The organism is Paraburkholderia sp. SIMBA_027, assembly GCF_046535315.1.
GTDB lineage: Bacteria > Pseudomonadota > Gammaproteobacteria > Burkholderiales > Burkholderiaceae > Paraburkholderia > Paraburkholderia tropica.
Map to the genome: position 1 here is coordinate 38,538 of NZ_JAWRWY010000001.1, position 15,161 is coordinate 53,698.

The following is a 15,161-nucleotide window of genomic DNA, read 5'->3' on the forward strand; positions in this document are numbered from 1 at the left end:
CTGAGTAACGCAATCCATTAGAGGGCGTGCACGCCCCTTAAAAATTTCCCCCGCTAAAAGATTCAGTGGAGACAGTGATCATGAACGTGAAAGTGTTCGACACGAAAGAAGTCCAGGACCTGCTCAAGGCCGCCACCAACGCAGAAGGCGCGGGCGGCAACGCGCGTTTCAAGCAGGTGCTCGGCCGCCTGCTCGGCGATCTCTTCAAAGCCATCGACGATCTCGACATCACGCCCGACGAAGTCTGGGCCGGCATCCATTATCTGAACAAACTCGGCCAGGACGGCGAGGCGGCGCTGCTGGCCGCCGGTCTCGGTCTGGAAAAATATCTCGACATCCGCATGGATGCCGCCGATAAAGCGGCCGGTCTCGACGGCGGTACGCCGCGCACGATCGAAGGCCCGCTGTATGTCGCCGGCGCGCCGGTGCGCGAGGGCGTGTCGAAGATCGACATCAACCCGGATGCGGACGCCGGCCCGCTCGTCATTCACGGCACCGTGAACGGTCCGGACGGCAAGCCGGTGGCGGGCGCTGTGGTCGAATGCTGGCACGCCAATTCGAAGGGCTTTTACTCGCACTTCGACCCGACCGGCGCACAGGACGACTTCAATCTGCGCGGCGCGGTGCGCACCGGCGCGGACGGCAAATACGAAATCCGCACGCTCATGCCGGTCGGTTACGGCTGCCCGCCGCAAGGCGCGACGCAGCAACTGCTCGACGCCGTCGCGCGTCACGGCAACCGTCCGGCGCACGTGCACTTCTTCGTCACCAGCGAAGGCCACCGCAAGCTCACGACGCAGTTCAATATCGAAGGCGATCCGCTGATCTGGGACGACTTCGCCTACGCCACGCGCGAGGAACTGATTCCTCACGTCGTCGACAAGACCGGCGGCGCGGCGCTGGGCCTGAAGGCCGATGCCTACAAGGATATTGCGTTCGACTTTTCCCTGACCACGCTGGTGCAGGGCAAGGACAACCAGATCGTCAATCGCCCACGCGCAGCCGCGACGGCGTAATCGCCCGCTAGCGCGACGGTGCCACGCCACCGTCGCCGTTCGGGTTCCCGCGAGAATCAATGCACACCGATGCGCGAAAGCCGTGCAGGAGCTTGCTCGCGCCTACGGAGAGAAAACATGTCCGCCACCATCGACAAAGCCAACGAACTGGAACACCTGTTAGCCACTGCGGTGCAGGACGACAAGCAAGCCGGTGTGTACCGTTGCCGTCGCGATATCTTCACGAATCCCGCGTTGTTCGATCTGGAGATGAAACACATCTTCGAGAGCAACTGGGTGTATCTGGCGCATGAAAGCCAGGTGCCGAACAACAATGATTACTACACCACGTGGATCGGCCGCCAGCCGGTGGTCGTTACGCGCGATAAAACCGGCGAGCTGAACGCCATCATCAATGCCTGCGCGCACAAGGGCGCGATGCTTTGCCGACGCAAGCATGGCAATAAAGGCAGCTTCACGTGCCCGTTTCACGGCTGGACGTTTGCCAATACCGGCAAACTGCTGAAAGTCAAAGATGAAAAGACCACCGAATATCCAGTGCAATTCAACAAGAACGGTTCGCACGACCTGAAGAAAGTCGCGCGATTCCAGAATTATCGCGGCTTTCTGTTCGGCAGTCTCAACGCGGATGTGATGCCGCTCGAAGACTATCTCGGCGAATCGCGCGTGATCATCGACCAGATTGTCGATCAGGCGGCGCACGGTCTCGAAGTGCTGCGCGGCAATTCCTCGTATGTCTACGAAGGCAACTGGAAAATGCAGATGGAAAACGGTTGCGACGGTTATCACGTCAGCACCGTGCACTGGAATTACGCCGCCACCATGGGCCGACGCAAGGAAGACGGCACGCAGGCTGTTGATGCGAACAGCTGGAGCAAATCGGTAGCGGGCGTTTATGGTTTCGATCACGGCCATATTCTGCTGTGGACCAAGACGATGAATCCCGAGGTGCGTCCGGTTTATCGTCAGCGCGACGAAATCACGGCGCGCGTGGGCGAAACGAAAGCCGATTTCATCGTCAATCAAACGCGCAATCTGTGCCTGTATCCGAATGTGTTTTTGATGGATCAGTTCAGCACCCAGATTCGCGTGGTGCGTCCGATCAGCGTCGATAAAACCGAAGTGTCGATTTTCTGTTTCGCACCGAAAGGCGAAAGCGCCGAAGACCGCGCCACGCGCATTCGTCAATACGAAGACTTCTTCAACGTGTCCGGCATGGGCACGGCCGACGATCTGGAAGAGTTTCGCGCGTGCCAGAACGGTTATGCCGGCACGGCCGCGCTCTGGAACGATCTCTCGCGCGGCGCGCCGCTGTGGGTCGAAGGCGCCGACGACAACGCGAAAAAGATGGGCTTGAATCCGCTCATTTCCGGCGAGCGCAGTGAAGACGAAGGCTTGTTCGTGGTGCAGCACGAGTACTGGGTGCGCGTGATGCGCGACGCGCTCAAGAAGGAAAGCGAGGAGACGCTGGCATGAGCATCGATTATCAAACGATTTGTGCGGCGCTCTATCGCGAAGCACGGTTACTCGATGACCGCCAGTGGGACGAATGGCTCGCCTGTTACGCGGACGACGTCACCTGGTGGATGCCCGCCTGGGACGACGACGACCAGTTGACCGACGATCACGAAAGCCAGGTCTCTCTGATGTACTACCCGGACAAAGGCGGTCTCGAAGATCGCGTATTCCGGATTAAGACCGAGCGCAGCGGCGCGTCGACACCGGAGCCGCGCACGAGCCACAACGTCACGAACGTGGAAGTGCTGGCCGATCGCGGCGACGCAGTGGACGTGCGCTACAACTTTCACACGCTCAATCATCGCTACAAGGTCACCGATCATTTCTTCGGCACGATGTTCGTCACCTTGCGCCGCTCGGGCGATCAATTACTGATTGCCTATAAGAAGATCGTTTTGAAAAACGACTATATCCGGCAGGTGCTCGACGTTTATCACGTGTGATGTCGGGCGCAACGTATCAGAGGCAGTAGAGGAGGTTCCCATGTCCAGTTTCAAGATCGCACTGAATTTCGAAGACGGCGTTACGCGTTTCATCGACTGCAAGGCCGGAGAAAAAGTGCTCGACGCCGCGTTTCGCGCGAAGATCAATTTGCCGATGGATTGTTCCGATGGCGTGTGCGGCACCTGTAAATGCCGCGCCGAAAGCGGCAGCTACGATCTCGGCGACGACTATATCGAAGACGCGCTCAGCGACGACGAAAAAGACGGCGGTCTCGTGCTGACCTGCCAGATGGTGCCGCAAAGCGATTGCGTGATTGCGATTCCCTCGTCGTCCACCGCTTGCAAGACGGGGCAGAGCCAGTTTGCCGCCACGGTTTCGAAAGTCGAGCAGCACAACGACGCAGCCGTGGTGCTCGAAATGAACATGGACGCCAATGCCCCCGTATTTCTGCCGGGTCAATATGTGAATATCGACGTGCCGGGCAGCGGCCAGCATCGCTCGTATTCGTTTTCCTCGGCGCCGGGCGAATCGACAATCAGCTTTCTGATCAAGAAGATTCCCGGCGGCGTGATGAGCACGTGGCTGGAAACTGCGCAAGCGGGCGATAAATTGAATCTGCACGGACCGCTCGGCAGTTTCTATCTGCGCGACGTGCAGCGCCCGCTGCTGTTTCTCGCGGGCGGCACGGGACTCGCGCCGTTCCTCTCGATGCTCGAAGTGCTGGCGCGCACGCACGCGCAGCAGCAGGTGCATCTGATCTACGGCGTCACGCGCGATCTCGATCTCGTGCAGGTTGAGGCCATCGAGGCGTTCCGCGCGAAACTGCCGAACCTGACTTACGCGACCGTCGTGGCCGAAGCGGCGTCGACGCATCCGCGCAAAGGCTGGGTTACGCAGCATATTCCGGCCGATGCGCTCAACGATGGCGACGTCGACGTGTATCTGTGCGGGCCGCCGCCGATGGTCGACGCCGTGCGCAAGTATTTCGACGACGAAGGCGTGAAGCCCCACAGCTTCCACTACGAGAAGTTCACGCCGAACGCGAGCACAGCGACGACGGCTACGACAGCGAAGGCGGCATGATGCAGCAACGATTCGCAGGCAAGGTCGTGGTGGTCACGGGCGCGGCGCAGGGGATCGGCAGCGGCGTGGCGCTGCGCGCCGCGGCGGAAGGCGGCAAGGTCGTGTTCGTCGATCGCGCGGATTTCGTCGCCGAGGTGGCGGCGCAGGCGCAGGTCGCGCATTCCAGCGCGCAAACCGCCGGTTTCGTCGCCGATCTGGAAACTTACGAGGGCGCGCACGCGGCAATGGCGTTTGCCGCGCAACGGTTCGGCGGCATCGATATTCTGATCAACGGCGTGGGCGGTGCGATCCGCATGCGTCCGTTCGCGGAATTCGAGCCCGCGCAGATCGATGCTGAAATCCGCCGCTCGCTGATGCCGACGCTCTATACGTGTCACGCCGTGCTGCCGCATCTGCTCGCGCGTGGCGGCGGCACGATCGTGAACGTCTCTTCGAACGCGACGCGCGGCATTCGGCGCGTGCCGTATTCGGCGGCCAAGGGCGGCGTCAATGCGCTCACGCAATCGCTGGCGATGGAATACGCGCCGTACAACATCCGCGTGGTCGCCAGCGCGCCGGGCGGCACCAGTGCGCCGCCGCGCCGCGTGCCGCGCAACGCGGCGGGCGACACCGAGCAGGAGAAGACGTGGATGAACGATGCCGTGCAGCAAGTCACGGAATCGACGTTCTTCAAGCGCTACGGCACGCTCGACGAACAGGTCGCGCCGATCCTGTTTCTCGCCTCCGACGAAGCCAGCTATATCACCGGCGCGGTGCTCGCGGTGGCGGGCGGCGACAACGGTTGATCGCGGTTGATCGTTACAGCTTCGGGCACGACAGCACGTTCAGCGGCGGCGTATCGATGCCCGGTTTGCCGTCGTTCGCGGGCGTGCCTTGCGGCGGCGTGGAGATCAGGCGCACGCCGTTCGGCGCGGCGTTCGCGAGCGCGTATGGCTCGGCGCTCGCGGCCGGTTGCCAATACGCGTGATAGAGCGCACCTTCGTGAAAGAGCCGCAGTTTGCCGTGCGCGGTCTGGCCGCCGCTGCTGAAATCGACCGGTTCGCCGTCGCGCAGCACGAAGTGCGCGTCAGGGCCGCTCGGGCCTGAAAGCTTGCCGCATGGCGCGGCGGTATCGGAAGAGTCGGCGGCGAAAGCGGGCTCCACGACCAACCCAAGGCCCAACCCAATCGCACTCGCGCAACAGCACGCGCTCAGCGTCAGCTTCAAAGCCTTCTTCATGGTGACCTCGCAGCGAAACACGTCATTCATCGGATCAGTGCGAGCAGCAAGCCGCATGCCGCGCCTTCATCCGGCACTCAAATTCCCGCGTCAGAATAGTTGAAATTTTCAACTATTTGACTATACTCCGATGCGTCGCCGGTTCGCCGGCCAGGCTGCGGGAGCGCGCGTGTCATCCGGTCAGTATTCCGATTTCCTGACGTTCAGGCTCGACCTCACGAGCGCGTTGCTCAGCGAGCGCGCCAATGCCGTGTATCGCGAGCGCTGGGGCCTCGATGTGCGCGCGCTGCGCGTGCTGCGCATCGTCTGCGCGGAGCCGGGCGTCACGCCCAAAGCCGTCTCGCAGCGCGCGCTGATCGAAAAGACCTTGCTGTCGAAAACGCTCGCCGAACTGGAGTCGCGTGGGCTGATCGGCCGCGATACCCACGCCGACGACCGCCGCAGCGTCGCGCTGCACGCCACGCCGGAAGGGCAGAAGGTCGCGAAGGCGTCGGCGAAGGCCGGGGCCGCGCTCGAAGCCGAACTCGCCGTCGCGTTGACCGATGCCGAGCGCAAGACGCTCGACCGTCTGCTCGGCAAGCTCTCGGACAGTCTGCTCGACGGGGCATCCGCCTGAATCTCGCGCGCATTCCAACCCGCTATTCCGTATCCGAAGCCGTCATTGAAGGAGTCGCCCATGTCCATTCCGGTCGCCAATCCAGTGTCCAAGGCGGTTTCCAGGCCGCTCGTCGAAACCGTCGCGCCTGCCGTCGACGCCTTGTTGCCCGAGCTCGAAGCCGTCTACAAGGACTTGCACCAGCATCCCGAACTCTCGATGCAGGAGTTCCGCACCGCGAAGATCGCCGCCGATTACGTGGAAGCGCTCGGCTATGAAGTCACGCGCGAGGTGGGCGTGACCGGCGTCGTGGCGATCCTGCGCAACGGCGAAGGCCCGACCGTGATGCTGCGCGCCGACATGGACGCGCTGCCCGTGACCGAAGCGACCGGCCTGCCGTACGCGAGCAGCGTCACGGCGAAGGACGACGAAGGCGTGCAGGTGGGCGTCGCGCACGCCTGCGGCCACGATCTGCACGTCACCTGGCTGATGGGCGCGGCGCGCCTGTTCGCGCAGCATCGCGACGCGTGGCGCGGCACGCTGATGTGCGTGTTTCAGCCCGGCGAGGAAGTCGGGCGCGGCGCGCGCAGCATGATCGACGACGGCATGATCGCGCGCTTTCCGAAGCCCGACGTGATCCTCGGCCAGCACGTGATGGTGGGCGCGGCGGGCACGGTCGGCTATCGCAGCGGCACGATTCTCTCGGCCGGCGACAGCCTCAAGGTCAAGCTGTTCGGGCGCGGCTCGCACGGCTCGCAGCCGCAGACTTCGATCGATCCCGTCATCATGGCGGCCTCGACGACGCTGCGTCTGCAGACCATCGTCTCGCGCGAGATCTCGCCGCGCGACAGCGCCGTGCTCACGGTGGGCGCGCTGCAGGCGGGCACGAAGGAAAACATCATCCCCGACGACGCCACGCTCAAGCTCAACATGCGCACTTACGACGAGGACGTGCGCGAGTACATGCTGGGCGCGATCCGCCGCATCTGCTGCGCCGAGTGCATGGCCTCGAACGCGCCGCGCGAGCCGGAATTCACCACGCTGTCGAGCTATCCGCTGACCGTCAACGACGACGCCACCACGGCGCGTCTGCGCAGCGCCTTCGAAGCGCGTTTCGGCGCGCGCGCCTATGAAACGCAGCCCGCGGCGGCGAGCGAGGACTTCAGCGTGTTCGGCCGCGAATGGGGCGTGCCGTACGCGTTCTGGTTCATCGGCGGCACCGATCCCGAGACCTTCGAGAAGGCGAAGACCGCGAAGAAGATCAACGAGATTCCGAGCAACCACTCGCCGAAGTTCGCGCCGGTGCTCGACGGCACCTTGCGCACCGGCCTCGAAGCGATGCTGTGCGCCGCCGCCGCGTGGCTCGGCCACGAAAGCGAGGCCGCATGAGCCTGGCGCTGGGCGCGCACGTGGGCGCGCATATGAACGCCCACACGGCCTATACCGTGCTCGATCTGATCGGCACGTTCGCGTTCGCGATTTCGGGCGCCGTGGCCGCGCGGCAGCGGCGGCTCGATCTGTTCGGCATCGTCGTGGTGACGTTCATGGTGGCGTGCGGCGGCGGTATCGTGCGCGATGTCTGCATCGGCGCGATTCCGCCTGCGGGGCTGTCGAACTGGGCGTATCTCGCGGTCTCGCTGCTCGCGGCGGCGCTGACCATCGCCGCCTATCCGCAGGTGCGGCGGCTGCGCCATCCGGTGCTGTTCTTCGATGCGATCGGGCTCGGGCTGTTCGCGGTCGCGGGCGCGCAGAAAACGTGGATCTGGACCAACAGCGCGGAGACCGCCATCGTGCTCGGCATGGTGAGCGCCGTGGGCGGCGGCGTGCTGCGCGACATTCTGCTCTCGCGCGTGCCCGCGATTCTCGAACGCGAGATCTACGCGTCGGCGGCGCTGCTGGGCGCTTCGGTGCAGATGGGGCTCACGTACTTCGACTGGTCGTCGTTCTGGACGCCGTGGGTGGCTACCGCCGCCTGTGTCGCGCTGCGGCTCGCGGCGCTTTACTACGGCTGGCGTTTGCCGGTGTTTCAGACGCGCGACCTCGTGAAAAAGCCGCCGCGCAAAGCGGCGGCCGACGAGGCCTCGCAGGACGCGCACTGAGGCGCGTCATGCATGCTCAGTGCGCGGTTGCGGTCTTTTCCTCGAACAGCATCAAACCCGCGAGGCTGATGATCCCGCAGCCGAACACGTACCACGCGGGCGCATAGAAACTGCCCGTCGCGCGCCACAACGCGCCGACGGCGAGCTGCGCGAAGCCGCCGAACAGCGTCACGCCCACGGCGTAGATGATGCCGAGCGAGGTCGCCCGCACTTCGGGCCGCAGCGCTTCGAGCATCATCAGAAAGCCGGCCGGGCTCGTGAGCGTCATCAGGCCGACGAGCACCAGCACGACCGCCAGCACCGTGCCGACCGAAGGCCACGCGGCAATCGCGGCGAAGGCCGGAAACAGCAGCGCGAGCGAGACGAGCGAACCGGCGGCGAGCATCGGCTTGCGGCGTTTGACGCGATCCGCGAGCCGCCCGGCCAGCGGCGAACCGACCAGCAGCACCACGCCCGCGATGCCGCCACTGGCCGAGGCGGCGGCCGTCGGCATATGCAGCGTCAGCGCGAGAAATGCGGGCAGGAAGAACACGATGGTGTACATCGTGCCGGTCGCGCCGATCACGAGCATGGTGCCCGCCACGATCTGGCGCAGCGGCAGCTTGCGGCGCACCGGAGCGGCCGCGCGGCTCGCGCTGCCGTTCGTCTGCGAAGCGGATACGGCATGCGCGGGCAAGGTATCGTCCAGACGCGAGCGCATCCAGAAGCCAATGGGCCCGATCGCGAGCCCGACCAGAAACGGCACGCGCCAGCCCCACGCGACCAGTTGTTCGTGCGTCAGCGACTTCGAGAGCAGCACCGCGATCAACGCGCCCGCGAGCGCCGCGCCGCCCTGGCTCGCCATCTGCCAGCTCACCAGCCTGCCGCGCTGGCCTTCGCGGCCCGCTTCCATCAGCAGCGTGGTCGCCGCGCCGACTTCGCCGCCCGCCGAAAAGCCTTGCAGCAGACGCCCGAGCACGATCAGCGCGGGCGCGGCGAGGCCGATCTGCGCGTAAGTCGGCGCCAGGCCGATCAGCCCGGTGCCGAGCGCCATCAGCAGCACGGTGAGGATCAGCGCGGGCTTGCGTCCCGCGCGGTCCGCGTAAGCGCCGATCAGCACGCCGCCGAGCGGTCGCACGACGAAGCCGACGCCGAAGGTCGCGAGCGACATCATCAGCGAGGTGAGAGCGTCGTGCGCCGGAAAGAACAACTGGCCGATCAGCGCCGAAAAGAAGCTGTAGACGGTGAAGTCGAAGAACTCCAGACCGTTGCCGAGCGCGGCGGCGAGCACCATCGAGCGCTTCGTGCGCGTGGCCGAAGCGTCCGGTGCTTGCGGGGCGCCCGAGGCGGCGCGTTGGTGTGCGACGTTCATGATGAAACCTTGTTCGGATGACAAGACCGGCGAGGGCGCCGGATTAAAGCCAGGTTGAAGCCAGGTCAAAGCCGGAGCCACGCGCGTGGCTCCGTAGTGCGGGCGTTACAGACGTTACTGACTGCCCTTGATGCCTTCGCCGTCGCGGATGGTGATCTTTGTCGTCACCGAGCGCACGCCGCTCACGCCTTGCGCGATCGACGTCGCGAAGTCGATCTGCTTCTGGTCCGCGACCACGCCCGTGAGCGTCACGTCGCCGTCGTGCGCGCGCACGCGGATAAACGTCGCCTTGAGCCCCTGCTTGCGCGCCGCGCGCAATGCGTGACGCACGTCGTTGGCGAGTGCGCGGTCGGCGGCTTTGCTCGTGGCGCTCGTCGCCGGATGCATCGAGGCGGCGCCGGTCTGCGACGCGTTATCGCCCTGCGCGTGAGCGCTCAGGCTCGCGGCCACGCAGAGCGTGGTGGCGGCGAGGCGCAAAAAGATTCGCTGTTTCATGTCAGGTCTCCACGTTGATATTCGATCGTCCAATTCGCTGAAGTGCGGCTCAGAACTTGTGATACATGCCCACCAGCACGAGATGCGGCGACTGATACGCCGTCGTGCCTTCCGAGCCCGTATAGCTCGTCGCGATGTTGTCGACAGTCGGCTGCATCGTCGGATATTTGCCGTACGTTGGCGTCGTGCCGGTGTTGTGGATCAGCGAGCCGCGCACGTAAAGCGCCGTGCGCTTCGAGAGGTTGTAGTCGTAGCCGAGCGTCACGCCGTACGAATGGCTGCCCGCGCCCGCCACGTCGCGATACGCGAATTCCATGCGGAAATCGTTGCGCTGCAGGTAGCGATAGAGCGCGCCCAGCGTGTAGAGCGAAGCCACGCGGTCGCCTTCGAGACGCGGCGCGAGGAAGCTGTAGCCCGCCGACAGCACGTAGTTGCCGCGGTCGTAGAGCAGGCCCGCCGCGAAGTTGTCGGTGCGCACGTACTGCGAGGTCGTGAGCGCGTTCAGGCCGTAATTGCCGATATAACTGAGCGTGCCGAACAGATGGCCGTCGAAGTAATTGAGCGCGATGGATTTGGTCTGGATGGTCGGCGCTGTCGAGCCCGCGTCGTGCAGCGCGAGCGCCACCTGCGCGTTCAGCGGCCCGAACCACGGCGACGAATAGCTGACCGCATTGGTGAGGCGCGCCGCTTCGAAGCTCGCGCCGGGGCCGAGATCGTAGGTCCACGCGGTGAGGTACGCGACCGTCGAAACGGTGCCGACCTGACCGAACACGTCGACGAACAGCGGCACGCCCACGTCGTCCTGCAAGCCGAACTTCAGCTCGCCGGTTTTCGCCGAGCCGATGCCCACCCACGCCTCGCGATTGAACATCGTGTTCGTGCTGCCCAGTTTGCCGGTTGCCGCGTCGAAGCCGTTTTCGAGCGCGAAGCGCACGCGATAGCCGCCGCCCAGATCTTCCACGCCGTACAGGCCGATCTTCGAGGTCCATTCGCCGCCGCTCTGCTGCACGAAGGCGGTCTGCGCGCCCTTGGTGAAGCCGATCGACTGGTCGACGGCGCCATAGAGGCGCACGCCGGGCGTGTAGGCGCCCGTCGTCGCGTAAGGAATGCCCTGGAAATAGTCGAGGAGAAACAGATCCGAGGTCTGGGCGAGCGCCGCGTGCGAGGCGCCGCCGAGCGCCGTGGCGCAAACGAGCAGACGCGCGGCGCGCGTGGTCCGCGCGCGCCGGGGTTCGTGGGAAGACGACGTGTTGCTGCTTGCTGACATTGTTATTAGCTCTTCAGGTTGGTCAGAAACTGCGGGGAAAGCGGTGCGCGCGGGCGAGAAGCGGAATGCGGCGCCGCCGTCGGTCCATCGATCAGGAATCCGTATCAAGTCGTGGTGATCCGGGGCGAGCCGCACGAACGCGGCATCGCATGGGTCATCGCACCGGGAATGAACCTCAGCTCGCGCGCAGATACCGCTGCGTGAGCGCCACGAACCACGCCGCGCCGTAGGCGAGGGCGTCGTCGTTGAAGTCGTAGCCGGGGTTGTGCACCGAGCAGCCGCCCACGCTGCCCACGCCGTTGCCGATCAGCACGTAGCAGCCGGGCAGCACCTCGGTCATCCACGAGAAGTCTTCGCTGCCCATTACGGCGTCGGGCATCATCGTCAGGCCATGCGGGCCGACCAGCGACTCGATCGCGTCGATGGCGAGCAGCGTGGCGTTGCGCTCGTTCACGAGCGGGCGCGAGATCGCGTGATAGTCGACCGTGGCCGTCGCGCCGTACGACTGCGCCTGCAACTCGGCGATCGTGCGGATGCGCGCTTCGAGCAGGTTGCGCGTCTCGCTGTCGAGCGCGCGCACCGACAGTTGCAGCGTGGCGGTTTCGGGAATCACGTTGCCCGCCTTGCCCGCGTTGATCGCGCCCACCGTCACCACGGCGGCGCGCGTCGGCTCCACGTTGCGGGCGACGATGCTCTGCAAGGCCATCACGATGCTCGCCGCCGCCACCACCGGATCGCAACCCAGTTGCGGCATGGCGCCGTGCGCGCCGCGTCCCGTCACGGTGATCGTGACCGAGTCCGACGACGCGAGCATGCAGCCGTGGCGCACCGCGAAGTGGCCCACGGGCACGCCGGGCGCGTTGTGCAGCGCGAACACCTGATCGCACGGAAAGCGCTCGAACAGACCGTCGGCGATCATCTTCGACGCGCCGCCCAGGCCTTCCTCGGCGGGCTGGAAAATCAGGTTGAGCGTGCCGTCGAAATCGGCGCTGGCGAGGTGATGCGCGGCGGCCAGCAGCGTGGCCGTATGGCCGTCGTGGCCGCAGGCGTGCATGGTCTGCGCGACGGTGCTCGCGTAGGGCAGGCCGGTGCTTTCCTGAATGGGCAGCGCGTCCATGTCGGCGCGCAGACCGATCGCGCGCGTCGAGCTGCCGCGACGCAGACGCCCGACCACGCCCGTGCCGCCCACGCCCGTCGTCACCGCGTAGCCCCATTGCGCGAGCTTTTCGGCGACGATCTGCGACGTGCGCGTCTCCGCGAAGCCCAGTTCGGGATGGGCGTGAATATCGTGGCGAATCGCGATAAATGGCTGCTGTTGCTCGCGGATGGCGTCGATCAGGTCGGCGCGCTCGGGTGCGGTGGCGGCTTGGCTGGCTTGCGGGATTTGCTGCGTCATTTCCTTGTCCTGGAGTCCGGGTGCGGTCGGCCGTGGTTGCCGTGTGCTGCAACGGCCGCATTTGTTACAGACTAAGGACGATCGGTCGAAATAAAAAAGCAAAAATCGGCATGTCGATAACCAATGGTAATATCCACCGCATCATGAAAATCCACCAACTGAGAGCGCTGGTCGAGATCGCCGCCACGGGCACCATCAACGGCGCGGCGCGGCGGCTGCACGTGACGCAGCCCGCCATCACCAAGGCCGTGCGCGATCTGGAGGACGAGTGCGGCGTGCGGCTGTTCGAGCGCAATCCCTGGGGCGTGGTGCCGACCGCCGAAGGCGAGGCGCTGTTGCGGCGCTCGCGCACGGTGCTGCGCGAGCTGGAGCGCGCCCAGGAAGATCTCGCGCATCTGAAGGGCCTGCGCGAAGGGCGGCTGGTGATCGGCGTGACGCCGATCGCGGGCACGGCGGGTCTCGCCGACGCCTTCGCCGACTTTCGGCGTCACTGGCCGCTCGTGACCGTCGAGTTTCGCGAGCTGGGCTTCAACCAGTTGCGCGAGCAACTGAGCAACCGCACGCTCGATCTCGCGTTCGCAGCGTTTCCGGCCAATCCCGCCGAGCAGGATCCGGAAGCGGTCAAGACGCTGTTCGCGTTCGATTCCGTGTTCGTGACGCGCGCGCAGGGTGCGTTCGCGCGCGCCACGTCGCTCGCACAGTTGCAGGACGCCGAGTGGATACACACCGACGCCACCGACCATTATCCCGAGCGCATCCGCGCGATGTTCGAGGGCGAAGGGCTTGCGCCGCCGCGCCGCGTCACGCGCTGCACCTCGTACGGGCTGCTCTACGGGCTCGCGCTGAGCAACGACGCCGTGTTCGCCTGGACGCGCCACACGCTCGAAACGGCGGAGCTGGGCCGCGCCTTCGTCGAACTCGCGCTGCCGCAGCGTCCGCCGCCGCTGCAGCTCTATCTCTACTCGCCGCCCGAGGCGCAGCTCACGAAACCGGCGGAATATTTCGTCGACTGCATCCTCGCCGTGGCCGCCGAACGCGTGCGCACAGGCCGCGGCAGTACGGTGCTGCCCGGCGCCTGACGCTGCGCCAATCTGCCTCTTCCCAACGCGCTTGAAATAGAAAAGTAAGGTACGCAACGTGCTGTCGGTGCGCGCTCGCGCGGCCGCGAGCGCCCGCTGCGTGCGGGTTTTGCCCAATTGCGCAATTTTCAATGCACATTTTGCCGCAGGCTGTTATAGTCGCGCCCCGCTGCAACCAGCCAGAAAGCACCTTTCCGGATGACGCGCTATATTTTTTAGACGCCATGTGCCTGGCCGGTTCGCATTGCACCCCTGCGTTGCCGCCGGGCGCCGCGTAAAGCAACCCTGCGGTGCGGATGGATCGGCCCGTTTGCGTTCTCGCCCATGTCTGGTCAGGCACGGCGGGCAGCGCCCGGACGGCACGGACAAACGAAAGAAGAATCCACCTGGGAGCTGACGTGAAATATCAACTGGGCGCACTCGTGCTGCTCGCAGCCAGTTCGGCGGCATCGGCGCAATCGAGCGTGACGCTGTATGGCCGCGTGGACGGCGGCATCGAATATCTGAATCACATTGCAAATGGCAACGGCGGCACCTCGAGCCGCTGGAGCGCGGAAGGCGGCGACTGGGGCACCAGCATGCTCGGCATGAAGGGCACTGAGGATCTCGGCGGCGGCACCAGCGCGCTGTTCGACCTCGAAACCGCGCTGCAGATCATGGACGGCACGTCCGGCGGCGGCAAACTGTTTTCGCGCCGCGCCTATGTCGGTTTGAAGAACGACACCTGGGGGCAAATCCAGGCCGGTCGCAATCTCTTCATCGACAGCGACGGCGTATGGGAATTCGACCCGTTCGTGCAGCAGGCCGTGTCGTCGGCGTCGCTCGTGCGCGGGCGCAACTGGCAGCAGACCAGCAATAACGTCGAGTACCACAGCCCGGTGTGGAACGGCTTCGACGTGCAAGGCCAGTACGCCTTCGGCAACCAGACGAGCGGCTTCAACAATGGCGCCGACGGCGACTTCGGCCGCTCGGACGGCGTCATGCTGACGTACCACTCGCCGCTGTTCGACGTGCGCGGCATCTACGACGAACTGCGCGACTCCAACGGCCGCTTCTCCAACATCTTCACCGCCTCGCGCGAATACTTCGTGGGCGGCAACCTGCGCATGCAGAAGTGGAAGATCCAGGCGGCCTACACGCATTACAGCGCGCCGGATTCACCGGTTGGCGTGGCCGACTCGGCCGATCACTACTGGCTCGGCGCGACTTATCAGGCCACGCCGAAGTGGGCCGTCACGGCGGCCGGCTTCTATATTCATGTAGGCGAGGGCAGCGGCGACATTTCGCACGACCCGGGCAGCCACGCGATGCTGTACGCGCTCGGCACCACCTACAACCTGAGCAAGCGCACGTTCCTGTACGGCACCGTCGCGTACGTGGACAACAGCAAGAACGGCAACTTCTCGGTGTTCGCCACGCCGCGCGATTCGAGTTCGCCGACCAGCCCGAACGTGGGCGAGTCGCAGACCGGCGCGTACGTCGGGATGATGCACGTCTTCTAAAGGCTTTTTTCGCGGAGTGTTTTTCCGCATTGCCGGCCACTCCGGGCGTAGCGGAGTGGCTGGACGACTCGCCGGCGTTCGCGTCGGCGCGCCTCGCC

Annotated in this window: 15 protein-coding genes; 10 read left to right on the plus strand and 5 right to left on the minus strand. The window is 65.1% G+C overall.

The genetic code is table 11. The features are described from left to right. Positions 1-80 precede the first annotated feature (80 nt). The 5 genes from catA (at position 81) to benD (ending at position 4,846) form a co-directional block, all read left to right on the plus strand. Positions 81-1,016: a catechol 1,2-dioxygenase gene (gene catA, locus SB764_RS00180; RefSeq protein WP_110328938.1), complete on the plus strand. Its 936-nt coding sequence runs from the start codon at positions 81-83 to the stop codon at positions 1,014-1,016. Positions 1,017-1,133: 117 nt separating this feature from the next. Next, on the plus strand, positions 1,134-2,492 hold the full coding sequence (locus tag SB764_RS00185; RefSeq protein WP_065059203.1) for a Rieske 2Fe-2S domain-containing protein: 1,359 nt from the start codon (positions 1,134-1,136) through the stop codon (positions 2,490-2,492). After that, complete coding sequence (benB, locus tag SB764_RS00190) at positions 2,489-2,977, plus strand: benzoate 1,2-dioxygenase small subunit (protein WP_110328939.1); 489 nt, start codon at positions 2,489-2,491, stop codon at positions 2,975-2,977. The genes SB764_RS00185 and benB overlap by 4 nt, the downstream gene beginning before the upstream one ends. 40 nt (positions 2,978-3,017) lie before the next feature. Further along, a complete protein-coding gene (benC, locus tag SB764_RS00195; protein ID WP_065059205.1) occupies positions 3,018-4,061 on the plus strand; it encodes a benzoate 1,2-dioxygenase electron transfer component BenC in 1,044 nt (347 codons plus the stop codon). After that, positions 4,058-4,846: a benzoate diol dehydrogenase BenD gene (benD, locus tag SB764_RS00200; RefSeq protein ID WP_410862192.1), complete on the plus strand. Its 789-nt coding sequence runs from the start codon at positions 4,058-4,060 to the stop codon at positions 4,844-4,846. Before benC ends, benD begins: the two co-directional genes overlap by 4 nt. Positions 4,847-4,859: 13 nt before the next feature. Here benD and SB764_RS00205 read toward each other — a convergent pair whose 3' ends face one another. Then, complete coding sequence (locus SB764_RS00205) at positions 4,860-5,279, minus strand: hypothetical protein (protein WP_410862194.1); 420 nt, start codon at positions 5,277-5,279, stop codon at positions 4,860-4,862. A gap of 169 nt (positions 5,280-5,448) precedes the next feature. On the opposite strand from SB764_RS00205, the gene SB764_RS00210 reads away from it, so the two are divergent. Genes SB764_RS00210 through SB764_RS00220 form a run of 3 tightly spaced genes read left to right on the plus strand, consistent with a single transcriptional unit; the run spans position 5,449 to position 7,973 of the window. Beyond that, on the plus strand, positions 5,449-5,895 hold the full coding sequence (locus SB764_RS00210; protein WP_234775255.1) for a MarR family winged helix-turn-helix transcriptional regulator: 447 nt from the start codon (positions 5,449-5,451) through the stop codon (positions 5,893-5,895). A gap of 60 nt (positions 5,896-5,955) precedes the next feature. Next, complete coding sequence (locus tag SB764_RS00215) at positions 5,956-7,263, plus strand: M20 family metallopeptidase (RefSeq protein ID WP_321943118.1); 1,308 nt, start codon at positions 5,956-5,958, stop codon at positions 7,261-7,263. 32 nt (positions 7,264-7,295) lie between these two features. Beyond that, the gene (locus SB764_RS00220; protein ID WP_080180418.1) at positions 7,296-7,973 is read left to right on the plus strand and encodes a trimeric intracellular cation channel family protein; all 678 of its coding nucleotides are present in this window, start codon (positions 7,296-7,298) and stop codon (positions 7,971-7,973) included. A gap of 16 nt (positions 7,974-7,989) precedes the next feature. Here SB764_RS00220 and SB764_RS00225 read toward each other — a convergent pair whose 3' ends face one another. The 4 genes from SB764_RS00225 to SB764_RS00240 form a co-directional block, all read right to left on the minus strand. Continuing rightward, on the minus strand, positions 7,990-9,324 hold the full coding sequence (locus SB764_RS00225; RefSeq protein WP_234775256.1) for an MFS transporter: 1,335 nt from the start codon (positions 9,322-9,324) through the stop codon (positions 7,990-7,992). Positions 9,325-9,438: 114 nt separating this feature from the next. After that, on the minus strand, positions 9,439-9,819 hold the full coding sequence (locus tag SB764_RS00230; RefSeq protein WP_110328944.1) for a BON domain-containing protein: 381 nt from the start codon (positions 9,817-9,819) through the stop codon (positions 9,439-9,441). A gap of 49 nt (positions 9,820-9,868) precedes the next feature. Beyond that, positions 9,869-11,086 (minus strand): porin, encoded by a 1,218-nt coding sequence (locus SB764_RS00235; RefSeq protein WP_181441066.1) that lies wholly within the window; start codon positions 11,084-11,086, stop codon positions 9,869-9,871. A gap of 175 nt (positions 11,087-11,261) precedes the next feature. Next, positions 11,262-12,482 (minus strand): M20 aminoacylase family protein, encoded by a 1,221-nt coding sequence (locus SB764_RS00240; protein ID WP_176080711.1) that lies wholly within the window; start codon positions 12,480-12,482, stop codon positions 11,262-11,264. Between the two features lie 143 nt (positions 12,483-12,625). On the opposite strand from SB764_RS00240, the gene SB764_RS00245 reads away from it, so the two are divergent. Together SB764_RS00245 and SB764_RS00250 are read left to right on the plus strand one after the other, a co-directional pair. Then, positions 12,626-13,561, plus strand: coding sequence for a LysR family transcriptional regulator (locus tag SB764_RS00245; RefSeq protein WP_410862197.1), 936 nt, complete (start codon positions 12,626-12,628; stop codon positions 13,559-13,561). Between the two features lie 398 nt (positions 13,562-13,959). Beyond that, the gene (locus SB764_RS00250) at positions 13,960-15,063 is read left to right on the plus strand and encodes a porin (protein WP_065059214.1); all 1,104 of its coding nucleotides are present in this window, start codon (positions 13,960-13,962) and stop codon (positions 15,061-15,063) included. Positions 15,064-15,161: the final 98 nt, after the last annotated feature.